The 17,778-nt window shown below is 53.0% G+C and carries 22 protein-coding genes and 1 tRNA gene; 7 read left to right on the forward strand and 16 right to left on the reverse strand.

What is annotated here, in order from left to right; translation table 11 throughout:
• Nucleotides 1-27 precede the first annotated feature (27 nt).
• The 3 genes from lepB to KIH86_RS17475 all read right to left on the reverse strand — a co-directional run bounded on the left by lepB (nt 28) and on the right by KIH86_RS17475 (nt 1,774).
• Nucleotides 28-654, reverse strand: coding sequence for a signal peptidase I (lepB, locus tag KIH86_RS17465; RefSeq protein WP_223087035.1), 627 nt, complete (start codon nt 652-654; stop codon nt 28-30).
• Between the two features lie 205 nt (nt 655-859).
• A complete protein-coding gene (gene rplS / locus KIH86_RS17470; RefSeq protein ID WP_038696781.1) occupies nt 860-1,204 on the reverse strand; it encodes a 50S ribosomal protein L19 in 345 nt (114 codons plus the stop codon).
• Nucleotides 1,205-1,348: 144 nt separating this feature from the next.
• Nucleotides 1,349-1,774 (reverse strand): hypothetical protein, encoded by a 426-nt coding sequence (locus tag KIH86_RS17475; protein WP_223110573.1) that lies wholly within the window; start codon nt 1,772-1,774, stop codon nt 1,349-1,351.
• Nucleotides 1,775-1,852: 78 nt separating this feature from the next.
• On the opposite strand from KIH86_RS17475, the gene KIH86_RS17480 reads away from it, so the two are divergent.
• Complete coding sequence (locus tag KIH86_RS17480) at nt 1,853-2,803, forward strand: hypothetical protein (protein ID WP_223087034.1); 951 nt, start codon at nt 1,853-1,855, stop codon at nt 2,801-2,803.
• Between the two features lie 67 nt (nt 2,804-2,870).
• Here the strand turns inward: KIH86_RS17480 and KIH86_RS17485 are convergent.
• Nucleotides 2,871-2,944 (reverse strand) — tRNA-Pro (locus tag KIH86_RS17485).
• Between the two features lie 227 nt (nt 2,945-3,171).
• Between KIH86_RS17485 and KIH86_RS17490 the strand changes: the two genes are divergently transcribed.
• Nucleotides 3,172-3,657 carry a hypothetical protein gene (locus KIH86_RS17490; RefSeq protein WP_223087033.1) on the forward strand — a complete coding sequence of 162 codons (486 nt, stop codon included), beginning with the start codon at nt 3,172-3,174 and terminating at the stop codon, nt 3,655-3,657.
• 731 nt (nt 3,658-4,388) lie between these two features.
• On the opposite strand, the gene trmD is transcribed toward KIH86_RS17490, so the two are convergent.
• From trmD to KIH86_RS17530, 8 genes are all read right to left on the reverse strand, one after another.
• Nucleotides 4,389-5,288 (reverse strand): tRNA (guanosine(37)-N1)-methyltransferase TrmD, encoded by a 900-nt coding sequence (gene trmD / locus KIH86_RS17495; RefSeq protein WP_223087733.1) that lies wholly within the window; start codon nt 5,286-5,288, stop codon nt 4,389-4,391.
• Between the two features lie 2 nt (nt 5,289-5,290).
• On the reverse strand, nt 5,291-5,815 hold the full coding sequence (rimM, locus tag KIH86_RS17500; RefSeq protein WP_223087032.1) for a ribosome maturation factor RimM: 525 nt from the start codon (nt 5,813-5,815) through the stop codon (nt 5,291-5,293).
• Between the two features lie 150 nt (nt 5,816-5,965).
• On the reverse strand, nt 5,966-6,196 hold the full coding sequence (locus KIH86_RS17505) for a KH domain-containing protein (RefSeq protein ID WP_038696791.1): 231 nt from the start codon (nt 6,194-6,196) through the stop codon (nt 5,966-5,968).
• A gap of 22 nt (nt 6,197-6,218) precedes the next feature.
• Complete coding sequence (rpsP, locus tag KIH86_RS17510) at nt 6,219-6,491, reverse strand: 30S ribosomal protein S16 (protein WP_038696793.1); 273 nt, start codon at nt 6,489-6,491, stop codon at nt 6,219-6,221.
• Between the two features lie 326 nt (nt 6,492-6,817).
• Entirely contained in the window at nt 6,818-8,209 is a 1,392-nt protein-coding gene (ffh, locus tag KIH86_RS17515; protein ID WP_223087031.1) for a signal recognition particle protein, read from the reverse strand.
• 21 nt (nt 8,210-8,230) lie between these two features.
• Nucleotides 8,231-8,587 carry a putative DNA-binding protein gene (locus KIH86_RS17520; protein ID WP_223087030.1) on the reverse strand — a complete coding sequence of 119 codons (357 nt, stop codon included), beginning with the start codon at nt 8,585-8,587 and terminating at the stop codon, nt 8,231-8,233.
• 142 nt (nt 8,588-8,729) lie between these two features.
• Nucleotides 8,730-9,377, reverse strand: coding sequence for a PAQR family membrane homeostasis protein TrhA (gene trhA, locus KIH86_RS17525; protein ID WP_223087029.1), 648 nt, complete (start codon nt 9,375-9,377; stop codon nt 8,730-8,732).
• A 76-nt stretch (nt 9,378-9,453) separates the two neighbouring features.
• Nucleotides 9,454-10,980, reverse strand: a complete 1,527-nt coding sequence (locus KIH86_RS17530) for a carboxypeptidase M32 (RefSeq protein ID WP_223087028.1) — start codon at nt 10,978-10,980, stop codon at nt 9,454-9,456.
• 155 nt (nt 10,981-11,135) lie between these two features.
• On the opposite strand from KIH86_RS17530, the gene KIH86_RS17535 reads away from it, so the two are divergent.
• Both KIH86_RS17535 and KIH86_RS17540 read left to right on the forward strand, forming a co-directional pair.
• A complete protein-coding gene (locus tag KIH86_RS17535; protein ID WP_223087027.1) occupies nt 11,136-11,516 on the forward strand; it encodes an iron-sulfur cluster biosynthesis family protein in 381 nt (126 codons plus the stop codon).
• A 24-nt stretch (nt 11,517-11,540) separates the two neighbouring features.
• Nucleotides 11,541-12,110, forward strand: a complete 570-nt coding sequence (locus tag KIH86_RS17540; protein WP_223087026.1) for a beta-class carbonic anhydrase — start codon at nt 11,541-11,543, stop codon at nt 12,108-12,110.
• Between the two features lie 201 nt (nt 12,111-12,311).
• Here KIH86_RS17540 and KIH86_RS17545 read toward each other — a convergent pair whose 3' ends face one another.
• Both KIH86_RS17545 and KIH86_RS17550 read right to left on the reverse strand, forming a co-directional pair.
• Complete coding sequence (locus KIH86_RS17545) at nt 12,312-12,659, reverse strand: hypothetical protein (protein WP_223087730.1); 348 nt, start codon at nt 12,657-12,659, stop codon at nt 12,312-12,314.
• 196 nt (nt 12,660-12,855) lie between these two features.
• Nucleotides 12,856-13,476 carry an NUDIX hydrolase gene (locus tag KIH86_RS17550; RefSeq protein WP_223087025.1) on the reverse strand — a complete coding sequence of 207 codons (621 nt, stop codon included), beginning with the start codon at nt 13,474-13,476 and terminating at the stop codon, nt 12,856-12,858.
• 175 nt (nt 13,477-13,651) lie between these two features.
• On the opposite strand from KIH86_RS17550, the gene KIH86_RS17555 reads away from it, so the two are divergent.
• The 3 genes from KIH86_RS17555 to KIH86_RS17565 all read left to right on the forward strand — a co-directional run bounded on the left by KIH86_RS17555 (nt 13,652) and on the right by KIH86_RS17565 (nt 16,117).
• Nucleotides 13,652-14,095 (forward strand): hypothetical protein, encoded by a 444-nt coding sequence (locus tag KIH86_RS17555; protein ID WP_223087020.1) that lies wholly within the window; start codon nt 13,652-13,654, stop codon nt 14,093-14,095.
• 17 nt (nt 14,096-14,112) lie between these two features.
• Nucleotides 14,113-14,382, forward strand: a complete 270-nt coding sequence (locus KIH86_RS17560) for a DUF2653 family protein (protein ID WP_235775456.1) — start codon at nt 14,113-14,115, stop codon at nt 14,380-14,382.
• Between the two features lie 262 nt (nt 14,383-14,644).
• Nucleotides 14,645-16,117 carry a DUF5666 domain-containing protein gene (locus tag KIH86_RS17565; RefSeq protein WP_223087016.1) on the forward strand — a complete coding sequence of 491 codons (1,473 nt, stop codon included), beginning with the start codon at nt 14,645-14,647 and terminating at the stop codon, nt 16,115-16,117.
• Between the two features lie 109 nt (nt 16,118-16,226).
• On the opposite strand, the gene KIH86_RS17570 is transcribed toward KIH86_RS17565, so the two are convergent.
• Nucleotides 16,227-16,598, reverse strand: a complete 372-nt coding sequence (locus KIH86_RS17570) for an LSm family protein (RefSeq protein ID WP_223087013.1) — start codon at nt 16,596-16,598, stop codon at nt 16,227-16,229.
• A gap of 65 nt (nt 16,599-16,663) precedes the next feature.
• A complete protein-coding gene (locus KIH86_RS17575; protein WP_223087011.1) occupies nt 16,664-17,662 on the reverse strand; it encodes an aldo/keto reductase in 999 nt (332 codons plus the stop codon).
• Nucleotides 17,663-17,778: the final 116 nt, after the last annotated feature.

The following is a 17,778-nucleotide window of genomic DNA, read 5'->3' on the forward strand; positions in this document are numbered from 1 at the left end:
CGTCGCCTCCTTTGAATGTTGCCAAAATTAATGTTTGATCCATTCCATATCGGATACCGGCCAGAAAATCACGTCGGCCCGTCCGACAATATCCCCGAGCGGTACATAGCCGATCATCCGGCTGTCCGTGCTGTCCGAACGGTTGTCGCCCATGACAAACACATGTCCCTCCGGCACTGTACCGTCCTTGAATTCTACATTAGGAAAGTCTTTGTCATTGTACAGCCTGTTATTCTTGTGAGCATCGTCAATGGCACCCTGGATATAGGTCTCGTCCACAGTTTTTCCATTAACCGTAACAACGTCGCCCTGAACCTTGACAGTATCTCCGGCTACCCCGATTACCCGTTTAATGAAATCCCTGCCCTCCGACGGCACATGAAAGACGATAACCTCGCCCCGCTTCGGAGACCGCATATCGTACAAAATCTCATTAACAATAACCCGTTCGCCAGTATGAAAATTCGGCTGCATGGACGGTCCGTCCACAATGAACGGCTTGAATAACAGCCAACGAATCAGAATGACCAGTACCAAGGCAATTGCGATCGCTTTTACCCATTCCAGGGCTTCATTCTTCTTCTTCTTGGGGGGAGTATCCTGTACCTGATCTTCTCCCTCTCCCTGTCCACCCTGCTGCAAATCCTGCTGCATGGTTCACCGTCCTCTCGTTAACTCAACCTAAACTGCCGCAAAATTAAGAAGAAACGGATGCGCCGGCCTGCTGTGGCGGCACCCGTTTCTCATCATCCATTGAAGGAGCATAGTTGTAAGCCGAAGCAGCACATCCATCAGGCTTATCTTCATATTGCTAAACGAAAGGGGCTTGAATTCAAGCCCCTTCCCTCTGCCGCCTGGATTAGCGACGAATTTCTTTAATTCTTGCAGCTTTACCGCGCAGTTCACGCAGGTAGTACAGCTTAGCGCGACGAACTTTGCCGTGGCGAGTTACTTCGATCTTATCAATCTTCGGCGAGTTGATCGGGAATGTTCTTTCCACGCCAACGCCGTAAGAAATCTTACGAACCGTAAAAGTCTCGCTGATTCCGCCGCCGCGGCGCTTGATTACAACGCCTTCGAACAGCTGGATACGTTCGCGGCTACCCTCGATAACCTTAACGTGTACCTTCAGAGTATCGCCAGCGCGAAAACTCGGGATATCCTTGCGGAGCTGCTCTTTCGTAATCTCTTGCAAAATATTCATTAAGGACTTCCTCCTTCCGTACAGGTGTTCATGCCTCTTCCGGAGAATCTCATTCTCCTTCATCATCCGCAGCGGACCACCGTATTCCACACAACAAAAATAATTCTAGCATATCGAAATGCTGAAATCAACCTTTTTATCCTGTTAAAGAGGAAGCATATCCCGTTTTCTGGCTTTATCGCGGCAGTCTTTGCACAGACCTGTCACCGTTCCATCGTCCTGCGCATAAAAAATCAGCTTCCCGTTTTTCTTTTTACAGCTTGAGCAGGGCTGCTCTTCGGAATGCTTCCTGGCCCTGCGGTGCGCGTCAAGAGGGATGACATTGTTCTTTCGCTTCTGCGCATTCCTTGAACTTCTAAACCGGGTTACAGCATACACGGCAGCGACAGCCAGCACAATCAGGAGGAATACAAGATATCGCATCGCAGGTTTCCTTTCTATAGGGGCTTTAGTTATTATTATACGGGAATTGTTTTTTATGAAACAAGTTTTTCCGCTATTTGTGGATGTATCCTCGACTTTGGTCCAGTGGATTTCCAGTCCCGGGTCTCTGTTTGATTTATTTCCCACCCGATATAATGAACGCATACATAACCGGATGACACCATGACAATCAGAACGAATGAGAAGCCAAGGGGGCAATTATCAATGAAACACAAATGGAGCACGGCAGCCATTGCCGGTATCGTAACGGCTCTGCTTCTGTCGGGCTGCACGCCGCTGCCTGGTAAGAGTGCGGAAGACAAGCAGGAAAGTTCGGGTAACAGCATAGAAGAAGCAGCCCGATCGATAGGCGAGACGGTTAGTCAAGGAGTAAGCAACGCCGTGGACAGCGCGGCAAAGGTTGCCCGGAACACATCGGATCTCGCGGTGGACCGCCTAAACGCTTCCGGAATGAAGAAGGAAATCGTCTACAGCACTAAGGTCGGCAGCGGAACGGCATTGAGAGTTGAAAATTCGGTCGGCGATATTGAAGTGAAACGAAGCAGCGGGTCCCAGCTAAAAATTTCCGCGACCGTCACCGCATATAAAACCATTAGCCGCCAGGATCATCGTCAGGAAATTCTGGACCATGCGGTCGTGGAAGCCAAAGAATCCGGCGGGGAGTGGACCGTTTCTACCCATTCCAGCGAGGATGCGGATACCGATTTGTGGACCTGGGCCAACCGGGAATACGACACCTCCGACCTTACCATATCGTATGTTATCGAAGTGCCCGATAGTCTGAATCAATTCACCATCCGAAGTGATGTAGGCCGGATCAATACACGGGGATTAACCGGTGCTTATGACGTTACAAGCGAGGTTGGCAGCATCGATGTCAACGACGCTCATATTGCCGGCGATTCCATCATTAATACGGATACGGGTGCAATCACCCTGGATCTCTCCGGGCTTGACAGCGACTCCAAGTTAAAAGTCAACTCTGAAGTCGGCAGCATCACCGCCTCCCTGGCCTCATCCGTGAAATGCACGCTTGAAGCTCATGCTGAGCTTGGCGGCGTCCACGGTGTTTCCTCCGGAAAAAGCGACATTAACGGCGGCGGTGCATTAGTGACTCTGAACTCCTCGGTCGGATCAATAAAAGTATCTAAATGAGCATGCAATCTCGATAAATGGAACAAAGAAACCGCATTCCGGTTGGAATGCGGTTTCTTGTGAACGATCGGAGTAGCGGGATTCGAACCCACGGCCTCACCCACCCCAAGGGTGCGCGCTACCAGACTGCGCCATACCCCGATATACTTTCACTGGCCCCTCAGAGCCGGAAAATTACTCGCAAGGAATATTATAACGCAGAGCGGCAGCTGCGCGCAAGATCATTTGGCCAATTGAATTGGCAAGTTCATTCGTCATCGGCGTTTTGGCGATTAATACAGCATGCTGTATATTGTTTATGTTGATTAAAGGATAATGTTTCCTTGTTGTCGAACTCCGCAATACACCACAAAAAAGGAGAATCGACAATGAATGACAAAGTAAAAGGACTCATCTTGGGTTTATCCATCGGCTCTTTGCTTACCGGAGCGACAGCATTCGCAGCAACTGGAATCAACATCAACGTTGTAACTAAAAAGTTAAGTATCTATCTCGATGGAACCAAGAAGACTTCGGCAACCGGGTTCATTTACAAAGGTACGACATACATTCCGGTTAAAAGCGCTGGAACAGCAATCGGCAAACAGGTAGGGTTATACGGTGATGGTTTATACATAGGCAAGCAGCCAACGGTAAAAGTATCGGCGTCTCAAGCTGTGGAATTAGTTCAGCAAAAATACGGCCCCTTCTCATCGGTTTACACTGTAGAAGTTGACAGTGAGACATCAACTACATACACAGTCCATGTTTACGAGGTCGTGATTGATGATCAGACAACTGGTGTAGGACATACCGCAACTTATAATTGGTACGATGTCGATAAATATACCGGGACCATCACTCCAATGTTTTAGGTCACATCATCGAGAGCTTAACATCCTCTAGTCTCAGACCTTGTATATGCAAATCTCCATCTTCAGAGAAATTTTCAAAATAATTCTTCAATATCTACTTAAATTTTGTAGAATTCCAGAATCGGCTGTGCTATACTGTGTCTACAAGGAAAGGAGGTGCGTTCACATTAGTAATGACATGTTGAACGTATCCCTTACCCGGACCATTGGCTAACTAACAGGCTTTTGGTGGCGCGGGATACGGTTCAGAAATGAAGCGCCTCGGGTAGAAAGACCGTCTTCGGACGGTCTTTTTTATTGCCTTTTTCATGGGGGCATCCCGATTTATATGCAAAAAAACCGCCAATGCGAACGTTGTTCACATTTGGCGGTTCTCGAGGTATGGTTTCTCTGCTCACTATAGCAGGGGATCATGCCCTTACGATTTGCGGTTCGTGTAAAAATCAATGATATCGCTAACCGTGCGGAGCGGCTCCGCTTCCTTCTGGATCGGGTTCGGGTCCGGCTTGTATTCATCGTGTGTCTTCGTCGTCATCTCTTTAGTTCATCCTTTCGCTGGTTCAGCCTTTTCTGTCGTTTACGGCGTCTCTATTAATTACCCCAAGTTCGGGGATCTTGACACCTTAACATTATATGAATGAGATGAACGTTTTATGACGGCGGATTCTCCTTGCCCAGCCCCAATTTATCTCCCGATCCTTCGGTGCGCCATTCACTTGAAATCCAACTAGCTACGTTGAAGAAACGTCTTTGTCCTTCTTTTCTATTTCGGTCTTCAACCGCTCCAGCACTTTCCGGTCTCCCGCGCTAAGCTCCGCATGTTCCAGCAGATCCGGTCTACGCTCAAACGTACGTCTTAGTGACTGCTCCCGCCGCCAGGTCTCAATATTGGCGTGATGACCGCTCAGCAGCATATCCGGCACCTTCCAGCCCCTAAATTCCGGGGGACGGGTATAATGCGGGTATTCCAGCAGTCCTGTGCTGAAGGAATCGGTAACCGCGGATGTCTCATTGCCGAGCGCGCCGGGCTGAAGACGAACTACTGCGTCGATGACCGTCAACGCCGGAAGCTCGCCTCCGGTCAGGACATAGTCTCCAATGGATAGCTCGTCCGTAACCAAATGCTCCCGGATTCGTTCATCATAGCCCTCGTAATGGCCGCAGATGAAGATCAGATGCTGTTCCTTCGAGAGTTCCTCCGCAATCCGCTGGTCAAAGGGACGGCCCTGAGGGCACATGAGAATAATCCGCGGCTTGGCATCAGCGTCCGGAACCCCATCAGTATTGGCGGCATATTCCGCAGTCTCCGCCGGGAGAGCCGCTTCCAAATCTACTGTTTCTCCCGAGCTTTCCGCAGCTTCCGGAGAAACTACTGCTTCCGGAACTCCGGCAGCTTGGCGCTCTCCCAGCACATGCTCCACCGCAGCGAAGATCGGGTCCGGCTTCAGCACCATCCCCCCTCCTCCGCCGTACGGTGTATCATCGACGCTGCCATGCTTGTTGCCGGAGAAGTCCCGGAAATTCACCGCCTGAAGGCGGGCAATCCCTTTATCCCTTGCCTTGCCCAGGATGCTCGTTCCGAACACAGCTTCACACATCTCCGGAAAAAGCGTCAGCACATCGATCCGTATCATCACAGCAGTCCTTCCATTAGATGGACGGTAACCTTTTTGCCCGGGACATCCACATCGAGAACTACATCGTCAATTACCGGGATCAGCAAATCCTGTCCCTTCGGCCGTTTCACAACCCACACATCATTCGCTCCGGGTGTTAAAATTTCAGTGACCACCCCAAGCTTACCGTCATCCGGATTATCGCTGTACACTTCACAACCGATAATATCGTGAAAATAATACTCGTTGTCCGGCAGCTCCACCCGATCCTCGGCCGTCACCTTGATGAGACTGCCTTTGTATTTTTCTACCTGGTTGATATTGTCGTAGCCTTTCAGCTTCACGATGTACATCCCTTTATGCTCCCGGGACGATTCCACTGTGACTTCCAGCCGCTCCTTGCCGTCCTCCGGCGTAATCAGCAGCTGGCTTCCCGGCACAAACCGGACTTCCGGAAAATCCGTTCGCGACAATATTTTGATTTCACCGCGTATTCCATGTGTATTGACCAGCTTGCCGACGGTTAACAACGTATCCGACATAACATCCGCTCCCTTGCCTGTTCTCTTCTATTTATAACGTTCCCCCGCACCTGCCGTCTATGCTGCAAGGAACGGGATTCTCATGAATTTTGGATTTAGCAAAAAGGAGCCGGAATCTGGCGATCCCCGGCCCCTCTTTATGGTTACCGATCAGGACAAAATGTCCACGGTAACGCGCTTATCGCTCTTGACTGCTGCTGATGTTACGACGGTTCGTAGCGCCTTGGCGATCCTGCCCTGCTTGCCAATGACCTTGCCGACATCATCGGGATGAACCGACAATTCATAGACAATAAGGTGATCCTTCTCCACCGCCCGCACCGTCACATCTTCCGGATGATCCACTAAAGCCTTAGCAATAACTGCAACTAATTCTTCCATAGAGGACCCTCGCAATCAGTCATTATTTCTGCAGCTTCGACTCATGGAATTTCTTCATAACGCCCGCTTTGCTGAGCAGGTTGCGGACCGTATCGGATGCTTGCGCACCGGTTTGAAGCCATTTCAGAGCTTTTTCCTCATCGATGTTCACTACTGCCGGTTGTGCAACCGGGTTATAGTAACCGATCTCCTCGATGAAACGACCGTCACGAGGGGAACGGGAATCGGAAACTACTACACGATAGAAAGGCGCTTTATGAGCACCCATACGTTTCAGACGGATACGTACTGCCACGAAATTCACCTCCTTATAAGAGTATCGATCCCTCCCAACCCCTCCCTTCCAAGGGAGGGCCCCAAGGGCTGCCGCCCTCTGGACACCCGCTAATGGCAATTGGCGTTGGCGTTCAGCTCGGTGGGACCTTGGTGGGTGGAGTGCTTGGATCGCTTGCCGTCCCTGTCGGGACACGCTTTACTGCGAATCTATCTAGTCACGGGTTTCAAACCCACAAACCAACAACCTCTAAAGATTTAAAACCTTCCGATCAACCTATGTTGTACAATGGTTAATCCGGACAAACCTAAAACCTTGAATGCTTAAACCTTCAATGCCGCTAAGACTTAACGGAACGGGAACTTCATTCCCTTGCCGCCGAGAGCTTTCAACTGCTTCATGGCGTTCTTCTTGCCCTTGCCTCCGCCGCCCATACCGCCCATCATACCGGAGAACTGCTTCATCATGCGGCGCATTTCGTCGAACTGCTTGATGAGACGGTTCACCTCGGCGAGCGAGGTTCCGCTGCCGGCGGCAATCCGCTTGCGGCGGTTATGGTTGATGATTTCAGGCTGGGCTTTCTCCTGCTTCGTCATGGAATGAACGATCGCCTCGACACGGCCCATCTGCTTGTCGTCAACCTTGAGGTCCTTCATGCCCTTCGCCTTGTTCATGCCCGGGAGCATGTCAAGTATCTGATCGATCGGCCCCAGCTTCTTGACCTGGTCCATCTGCTCCAGGAAATCGTCGAACGTAAATTCCGCGTTGCGCATCTTACGTTCCATTTCCTTCGCTTTGTCGGCATCGATGTTCGCCTGCGCCTTCTCGATCAGCGACAGCATGTCGCCCATACCGAGAATCCGCGATGCCATCCGCTCCGGATGGAACGGCTCCAGCGCATCGATCTTCTCGCCAAGCGCGGCGAATTTGATCGGGCAGCCGGTAACGGCTTTGACCGACAGCGCGGCGCCGCCTCGCGTATCGCCGTCCAGCTTCGTCAGCACGACGCCCGTAAGCTCAAGCTGCTTGTTAAAGCTGTCCGCGACGTTCACGGCATCCTGACCGGTCATGGCGTCCACGACGAGAAGCACTTCGTCTGGCTTGACCTCGGCGTGAATCTGCTTCAGCTCTTCCATCAACTCTTCGTCGATATGGAGACGACCAGCGGTATCGATGATGACATAATCGTAATTGTCATCCTTGGCCTGCTGCAGCGCCTGCTTCGCGATCTCGACCGGGCTTACCTTGTCGCCAAGCGAGAACACCGGCACCTTGATCTGCTCACCAAGAACCTGCAGCTGCTTGATCGCAGCCGGACGATAAATGTCGCCAGCCACGAGAAGCGGCCGGTGATTGCTCTTCTGCAGCAGCTTGGCCAGCTTGCCGGAGGTCGTCGTCTTACCGGCGCCCTGAAGGCCCGCCATCATAATAACGGTCGGCGGCTTGTTCGCCTTGGCCAGCTTCGCCTGGGTGCCGCCCATCAGTTCCGTCAACTCCTTGTTGACGATATCGATGATGACCATGCCAGGGGTGAAGCTCTCCATGACTTCCTTGCCAACAGCCTTCTCTTTCACCTTGGCGACGAAGTCCTTGACGACTTTGAAGTTAACGTCCGCTTCCAGCAGGGCCAGACGCACTTCGCGCATCGCTTCGTTTACGTCATCTTCGGACACCTTGCCTTTGCCGCGCAGCTTGCTGAACACGTTCTGCAGTCTTCCGGTTAATCCTTCAAATGCCATAGGCTGCCTTCTCCCTTCAAGCTACTCCAGCTTCTCCAAAGAATCCACAATTTCATTAAGGCGCTGTCCATAAGGTTCCGGCAGCGCCGCCTCATTCCGGATTGTACGTAATTCCCCGAAATACCGGGTCCTGATTTCATGCTTCGATAATAACCCAAGCTTCGTCTCGTAATTCTCCAGCACCTGCTCGGCGCGCTTGATATGCTCGTACACGGCCTGCCGGCTGATCTCAAATTCCGCCGCGATCTCCCCAAGGGAGAAGTCATCGTGGAAATAATATTTCAGAAACGTCTGCTGCTTATCGGTAAGCAGAGGTTCGTAGAATGCAAATAGCAGATTGATCCGGTTCGTCTTCTCCAGTCGATTACCCTGACTCATCAAGGGCACTCCCTTCGTCAAGGAAAAACACTTTACACCAATTCAACGTCCCTTATCATACCGAAAACAAAGAAAGATGTCAAGCACTTTTGCTTGTCATCTTTACCTTGTCGTTTTGCGCGTATTATCGGCCCCTGGATCCTTACCGGATCGGCAGCAGATAGAGCAGCACCGCGAAGAAATGGGTGACGCTTCCGAGCAGCACGAATACATGCCAGACCGCATGGTGATAAGGGAACGCCCGCCATACATAGAATATGGTTCCGAGCGTATACAGAACGCCGCCGGCCATCAGAAGCGACATGCCGTCCTGTGCCACAGCCGCCGTCAGCGGTCCCCAGGCGATCACAATCAGCCAGCCCATCGCGATGTAGAAGATTGTGGACATGAAGAGAAATCTTTTGGTGAAAAATGCCTTGAACAATACGCCGAAGAAGGCGATGCCCCAGATGATCCCGAACAAGCTCCAGCCAAGCGTTCCCCGGATGGCGACCAGCAGAAACGGCGTATAGCTGCCGGCGATGAACAAATAGATGGAGGAATGGTCGAAGAACTCGAACAGATCCTTCACCTTGCCCTCCTTCAGGCTGTGCACAATCGTCGAATTCAGGTAGAGCAGCAGCATCGACGTGCCGTAGATGGAGAAGCTCACGACATGCCAGGCCGTCCCTCTCATGCTGGAGAAGACAATGAGCAGCACCAGTGCGGCGACGCTCAGCACAGCGCCGATACCATGCGTCACTGCGTTTACGACCTCTTCCTTTCGGCTATAGGTGTACGTATTCGCCATATCCTCTCTCCTTTCACTGACGGTTTTCTTCTATTATATCTTTTGCAAATTTGATAATCCACCGGCGCAGGAACGATTAATGGTCTTCCAGATGGTAAATATCGCTGTACTTCTGCTCCAGATAATCCGCCAGGTAGTCGGGGTTCAGCGGCTCACCGGTAACGCGTTCGATAATCTGCGACGGGGTTTCGCTCATGCCGTACCGGTATATGGCATTCGACAGCCATTCCTTGATCGGCAGCAGGTTGCCCGAGGCAATCAGCGAATCGAATTCCGGCAGCTCTTTCCGAAGCGTATTCAGGAACTGCGCCGCGTACATATTGCCCAGAGAGTAGGAAGCGAAATAGCCGAAATCCCCGCCCGACCAATGAACATCCTGGAGCACGCCCAGACTGTTGGTAGGCGGAACGATCCCCAGGTACTCCTTGTACTTGGCATTCCACACTTCAGGGAGATCCTTGACCTGCAGCCCTTCATTAAAAATCTGCTTCTCGATCTCATAACGGATAATAATATGTAGGTTGTACGTCAGTTCGTCCGCATCAATCCGGATCAGCGTGTTCTCCACCCGGTTAATCGCCCGGTAGAAATCCTCCATGTCAACTTCTGCAAAATTCTCCGGAAAATGCGATTGAAGATCGCTGTAATACCGCTGCCAGAAAGCCCGGCTGCGCCCGATCATATTCTCCCACAGCCGGGACTGGGATTCGTGAATCCCCATCGAGGCTCCCTGCGCGAGCGGTGTACCAACGAGATCCTTCGAGATATTCTGCTCATAGAGTGCATGTCCGCCTTCATGCAGACAGCTGAACACGGAGCTGGTCACGTTATCCGGCACATAGTTCGTCGTTATGCGAACGTCGCCGGGATTCAGACCTGTAGCGAACGGATGCACACTTTCATCCAGACGGCCTGCTTCAAAGTCATAGCCCATCTGTTTCAAAAGAAATAACCCGAATTCCTCCTGCCGGACAGACGGGAATTCTCCCTCTAGGAAAGAAGCGTCCGGTTGATGAGGGGATGCGGCGATTTTCTCCGCAAGCGGGACAAGCCGCTTTCTCAGCTTGCCGAAAATTTCGTCGAGCTTCTCAACGGTGAGATCGGGCTCGTACATATCGAGCAGAGTGTCATAACGGGTTCCCTTCACGCCCCAGCTGTCAATGAATTCCTGTTTGAAAGCCACGATCTTGCTTAGGAAGGGTTCAAATGAGGCAAAATCATTCTCCGCCTTGGCCGACTCCCACATCGTCTCGGAATGAGCAGCCAGTACGGCGTACTCTTCATACTTCTCGGGAGGGATACTCTTGCTCCGTTCATATTCTTTGCGGCAGTCTTCGACGATCTTCCGCTGAGCGGCCGATAGCTGGGCGTTCGCCTCCGGCTGGCTGAACAGCTCCGCGAACCGTCCCATTTCTGGTGATGTCTCCAGCTTGAAGTGCTCGCCGCTCAGCATTCCGATCGTCTTGGCGCGGACCTCCGCCCCCTTGCGCGGCGCGCCCGTCCGCAAATCCCAATGCAGCAGTCCGATCGCTTCGCGGTACCCGCTCATCTTGGCCAGCAGAACGGCGAAATCATTCCACTGTTCCTGTAATTGATGTTCCATCTTTTTACACCCGCTTTCTGTAAAATCATGCTACTCTTGATGATACTTTTTTAAGTGGGTATAATCAACTAACGAAGCGACTTGAGGCCGCTCGATATACAGATGAGGCCTTTCGCGCCATGCGGAGGGAACGCCAACTGAGGAGTGTGGACTGCATGAAGATCCGGATTACACCGCTTGCGGAGCGAAAGCTGAGGGAAAGGCTTGGAATCCTGCCGGGAACGTTCAAGCTTCTGTACGATACGGGACATGCCTGCGGCTGCGACGGAATTAACGTACTGCTGATTCTGGATAAGCCTGACATAGGCGACCTGCACGTCGAAGCCGGCGGACTGCCTTTTGTCGTGAACACCCAGCACGAAATTTTCTATGAAGAACAGTTGAAGCTGGATGCGGACGAGCATATGACCTCATTTGTACTGACCAGCGATTCCCAGCTATACGGGAAGAACATTCAACTTCGCGACCTGCGCGGACTGGAGCTCAGCGAATATCATTCGCACTCCTCTTGTGAGATTCTTCCCCGTTCGAACTAATTTAATTAGGAGGTTACACGTACCATGAGCCAAGTCTCCGACATTATGGAGTTCAATGCACAGTTTGTAGAGAACAAGGAATATGAAGCCTATTTGACCAGCCGGTTCCCCGACAAAAAGCTGTTGATCATCACCTGCATGGACACACGGCTCGTGGAGCTGCTTCCGAAAGCGATGAATTTTAAAAACGGTGACGTCAAAATCGTCAAAACAGCCGGCGCCATTATCTCCTCCCCTTTCGGGAGCGTGATGCGCAGCGTCATGGTCGCTCTGTATGAGCTGAATGCCTTCGAGGTCATTGTCGTCGGTCACCATGGCTGCGGCATGGCCTCCCTCAATGCGGATCATATGATCCAGTCGATCAAGGATCGCGGCGTCTCGGATCAGGTGCTGGACACGCTGGAGCATTCGGGGATCAAGCTGACCGAGTGGCTGCGCGGGTTTGACAGTACAAAAGACGGGGTAATTCAGACTGTGGGGATGATTAAGCATCACCCGTTGCTCCCCCCGGGTGTCCCCGTTCATGGCATGATTATGGACCCGGCTACCGGCGCCCTGGAGCTTGTCACGGAAGGGTACGCCAGCAACGATTGACATCTCTCTGTACTGCTGCTTGCGCGGGCATTGTGCCCGCGCCTTTTTTTGCCGAAAATGATGCAGCGATAGAAGATCAGCCGATATAACTCAGCATAAAAAACCCGGCACCGCTGTCGGCACCGGGCTGCTTGCTCAAAATCCGTATCATATAGCGGGACGATGCTGTTCGAAGACAGCCATCTTGCATAGGGCAAAAGACTATTGCTTGATGACGATGACGCCATGAGGCGGTCTTCCAGTGCTCTGAATCAGCGCGATTTCAAAGTCGGACAGAATGCGGTCCACCAGAATAAACGATGAAGTAACATTGTTAAAGCTAAATCTTCTCAAGTCCGCTACGCTTTGGCTGCCGCGGAATACACGGAATGAACCTTGAAAGTTAATCCGGGAGAACAGAATAAGCGTAACTTGAGATCTCACCACTTCATTGCGAATCCGGAAGCTGGACAGAACATTGTCAAACCGAAATACGCGAAGATCACGAACGGCAATTCCCTTGCGTCTGAAGACAATCCGGCGGTTGGTGAAATTGATGCCGGACCACATGGAGAGACTTACTCTACTGAATCCCAACTATATCACTCCCTTTCTTTAAGGTTGATATAGTTTATTGCAGATTGCAGAGAAAGGTATCGGGCAAATTATAGTAGCGAATCGTTTGTTTTTTCGGATTCCGCTCTGGCCTAACAGTAAGAGTAAGTCTACAACAATTGATTGCACTTTGAGTCGCTGTTTGCCCAAGCTATAAATGAGAGAACAGCAGCCGGTAGTATTCCTCCGTATTCGGGGTGAAGCTGTCGATTGTCACGACCCTCTCCTCCTCAAGAATCTCTCCCGTATTCTCGTCCTCGATAATTCCTTGAATTCTCAAGCTTTCGATCTCTCCGGATTCCAGCTGTTGAAATGCCGCAACATCCACAAAGAACAATCCGGAAATTTCCTCCCGCTGAAAATCATAAGCCTCCAGTGGCTGGGGCGAGACATACAAAAAGACTTGGCTGAATTCATTGTCTATGATACCTGGCGACGGACGGCTCTCTTCGGTACATACACCGCAGTACGCTAGCTGGTCAAACGGTATATCCAGTCCCAGCTCCTCTTTCAGCTCCCGAACGCCGTCTTCCACCGTCTCTCCAGCCTGCAAATGTCCGGCGCATGAGGTATCCAGCTTTCCGGGAAAGGTATCCTTATCCTTGTGCCGGAGCTGAAACAGCAGGCTGCCCTTCTCGCCGATCTCCGGATTCAGCACCCAGCAGTGAAACGTTTGATGCCAGAGCCCTCTGGCGTGTGCGTTCTCCCGGGTGTCGGTTCCGATCGGATTGCGGTGCTCGTCATAAATATCGAACCGTTCGGTTGGCGGCATGACTTCATCTCCCTGATGACTAGTATGGTCCCTTCATTCTCCAACAGAAAGACCAGTATGTCCACCTCGGGATTTCATCGCGCAGCTTAAATTTTTATCATTTAAAAATGAAACCATCAGAACACTTCCCCGTATTACCGGACAAGACATTACTACAGGAGGTCAATTCCAATCCATGAAATTTATCAAGAGCGCAATGCTGGTCGTTATGGCTTTTACACTCTTCTTCGGGGCAGCCGCACCGGATTACGCTGATGCCCGCCGCGGCGGCGGTGGCTTCAAGTCAGGTGTTCAGGGATATAAATCGACGCCTAACAAATCGACACAGAGCAGCACATATAAAAGCGATTCAACCAAAAGCTCCTCGTACTCAAGCACAGCCGCGACGACGGCCAAGCGGGGATTTTTCAGCGGCGGGAGCTTCTTTAAAGGCATGATGATCGGCGGTCTGGCCGGCATGCTGTTCGGCGGTTTGTTCGGAGGCATGGGCTTCTTCGGCAACATCCTTGGCTTTGCGGTGAACATGCTGGCCATTTATCTCGTAGTGATGCTCGTCCTCTCGCTGTTCCGCCGCAGAAATGAACGCAGAAGATATGAAGAACGGAGCGATCGCTACTAATGCCGACCGTTCTCAGCATGGATGAAATCATCAACGCCATATGCCTTCATTTGGCGGAGCGCAAGGGCGTCAACGTTCGGGACGTTCAGGTGGAGCTAAGCTGGGATGAGGATACCGGCTTCACCGCCGAGGTGTTGACCCAGGGACGAAGCCAGTACCTGGTGGCCTCGAACATCGTTGAGGCGGTACTCCGATATCTTCACACCGAGTACAATATCCGCGCTTATCCGGAGGATGTCCGGCTGGAGCTGGAGGATGAAATCATCGCCGTCGTGAACGAAAATTAAAGACAATGAATAAATTCATGAGATATTCAAATTCAAATGTACGATAAAATTCAGAGTTTATAAGAAGGCAGTCTGAACCGGCTTTAAGCGGTCAGGCTGCTTTTTTAGTGTGGATGGACTCGAAATCATACGTTTTCCTCCCGTTCAGGAGCCTGCCTGCATTCAACTTACTTTCAGCTGGCTTTCAACTAACCTTCAGCTTTTTTTGGTATATTATGCCGGAAATCGCAGGCAGATGTCATAAGGAGGGAGAATCCAAACAATGGTACACAGAAAGCCCCTGCTGCTGTGGGGAGCATTGCTTGTCCTTACGCTGCTCACAGGCTGCGGGAAGGATGAGGCGGAAGCTGTTCAGCAGAGCCCTGCCCCGACGCCGGCAGCCAGCGCGAAGCCTTACAGCGACAGCTTCATCGGACGAATCGATTCCATCGCCGGCAGCGAACTGACGCTGACGAAGGCGGCGGACGATGAAGTGAACGGCGGAACACAATCCGGGGATAGCGCCAATGACGTAGGAATGCTGCAGCAAGGTTCGGGAGCCGTCACCGGCGGGTCCGCTTCCGCCAAATCCGGCGGCAGGGACCCGGCAGCGGCTTCAGCAACTGGCGAAGCGGCTTCGATGAACACAGGAAATGGCGAAACAGGTGAAATATCAGAAGCGGATAACAACGGTAATTCCTCATTCACCGGAGAGCAGATCACGGTTACGGTGAATGATAGCACGGAGTATGCAGGTTCCGGCAGCGGCACGGAAGCTGCATTCGGACTCGCCGATCTGAAAGCCGGCGATATTGTCAGGGTTACCCTGACGGACGGCACGCTTTTGGCCGTACGGATCGAGCAGCTGCAGCCGCAGGGCGGCGGCATGCTGCCGGCAGCCTCGCCGGGCGCCGCAGCACAGGCGACGCCTTCGGCGACTCCGGCCGCTACGCCAGCGGCCGGCAAGGGAACGCCGCCGCCATCCGGCGCGGGCGGCAAGGGCGCTCCGCCGGCCGGCGACAAGGCCGGCGGCTCCGGCACGCCGCCGAGCGGAATGCCCGCCGGCGGCAAAGGAGGCGCCCCTGGCAGCAGGGGCGCGGGCGGCTCGCCGCCAAGCGACACTCCGGCCGGGAACCGGGCCGGAGCGGGCCAGGCGGCGAGCGCGAAGCCGGCCGCGACTGCGAAAGCGGCCGCAACCCCGGCCGCCGGGGCGCAGGCGGCCACCGCGAAGCCGGCCGCATCTCCGGTGGCGGCGGCGAACCCCGGGCAGGCTCCCGCTGCCAGCCCGGGCAAGGCCGAAGCTCCCGGCGGCGCGAACGCCATGAGCTTCGGCAAGATCAAGAGCATCGGGGACGGGACGATCACGGTGTATACCGCCGAAGCGCCCTCCGCTCCGCAGGGCGGATCGGCAGTAGGCGGCGCGGATGCAGCGGGAAGCCCGATGCCTCTCCCCAGCGGCAGCCCGCCTGCTGCCGGCGAAGGTCAGTCCGCCGCTGGCGAGGGCTCATCCGCCGCTGGAGGACCGCGCGGCGGACAGCCGAGCTTCACCAGCGAGACGGTTACTCTTACCGTGAACGCCTCGACGAAGCTCATCTCCGTCACCATTACAGATGGCAAGCGGGCAGAGACGGAGATCACTTTAGGTGATCTGAAAGCCGGGGATGTCGTTCAATACGTGCTGAAGAGCGGCTCAAAGATTGCGGATAGCATTACACTCACCGATACAGGAACCGGCGGTAACAACGGAAACAATTAATTGTGGAGTTCCTAAGACGGCCCATACGTCCACGAGACTCCAGATGGCACAAAGGCAAGAAGCCCCTCACCGCAAGGTGAAGGGGCTTCTCTCCTGTTGATGTACAGGCCTAAATCAGCGAAATCGCCAGCAGATTGAACAGAACAAGCGGCAGAAGAGCGCTGCCTGCCGGATTGACCGGGAAATGGGTTGGATGAAAGGGAGACGGGAAGAATGCGCGAGCAGGCGGCGCCGGCATGGTCGTTGTCGTTGTGGTCGTCGTTGCTTCATACATAACCGTTAAGTACAGATGACCCGCATCAAGTCCGGCAATGCAGCCTTCATACACTTCGCCGTCGATCGTCTGAACCCTTACCTTACGATTCATATAATGCTTCAGCGAGCCGTGCATTTGGTCGCGCACTTTTCTCACATGATGGACCGAGGCCGAGTCGGCCTGATAAATCAGATTCTGTGTGCCGGGATACATGGACATGGACATAAGCTCAATCCTTTCGGAGCTGGATTTTGCTACTATCCTATGCATTTGCCCAGCGCCCTGTTCCGCTATTTGAATCGAAATGCCCTTGGTTCGTTAAACCAGAAGCTTCCGTCTCCGGTAAAATCCTGATACGGACTCGGCGACACTGAATCGATCGCCGCCAAATCCTCCGGCGTTAAGCTCACCTCAAGCGCCTTCAGATTATCCTCAAGCTGCTTCTCGTTGCGGATACCGACAACCGGAATGACGCCCGGACGGTGCAGCAACCAGGCCAGCGCCAGCTGGCTCAGCCGGATGTTCTTTCCTTCGGCAATTTGCGCGAGCTTCTCCACCTTCTCCAGCTTGGTCCGATTATCCGGAGAATCCGGGTTCATCCGCTCTCCCCGTGAATTGTCCGGAATCGGTTGTCCGAGGCGGTATTTGCCGGACAGCCAGCCGCCATCGAGCGGCGAATAAGCCAAAGTTGCCAGGCCGTGACGGACACTGACGGGCAGAATTTCCTGATCGATATAACGGTTGAACAGACTGTATGACGGCTGATTAGTGATGAAGCGTTCCAGGTTCATCCGGTCGCTTGTCCACAGTGATTCCACGATTCTCCATGCTTCGAAATTGGAGCAGCCGATATAGCGCACCTTCCCTTGGGCGACCAGATCATCCAGCGCCCGCAGCGTTTCATCGAGTGGCGTATGCGGATCGGGGCGATGCACCTGGTACAGATCGATATAGTCGGTTCCGAGCCGCTTCAGGCTGGCTTCGACCTGGCGCATGATCCGGTAGCGGCTTGCGCCTTCGCCATTGGGTCCCTCAGCCGTGCGCACCTTGAACTTCGTCGCCAGAATGACCTGATCCCGGCGTCCCTTCACAGCTTTGCCGATGATTTCCTCGCTTGAGCCTTTGCCATAAGTGTCGGCCGTATCAAGGAAGTTAACGCCTGAATCGAGCACCCGGCTAATGATCTCAAGCGAGCTCTTCTCGTTCATATCCCATTCACCGTACGTCATCGTTCCCAGACAGAGCCGGGAAACCTCCAGTCCGCTTCTTCCCAAATAGGTGTATTCCATATGAACCTCCTTAGCTTGTTCGGGTGTTAGTTAACCAATTGCAAAACAGCACTATTCCCAGCATAAAGAATTCACTTCGGGATAGCTAGGACTGGATAGGAAAATCGTCGATATTA

The sequence above is a fragment of the Paenibacillus sinensis genome (assembly GCF_019904155.1).
In the GTDB taxonomy this organism is placed as follows: domain Bacteria; phylum Bacillota; class Bacilli; order Paenibacillales; family Paenibacillaceae; genus Paenibacillus_AQ; species Paenibacillus_AQ sinensis.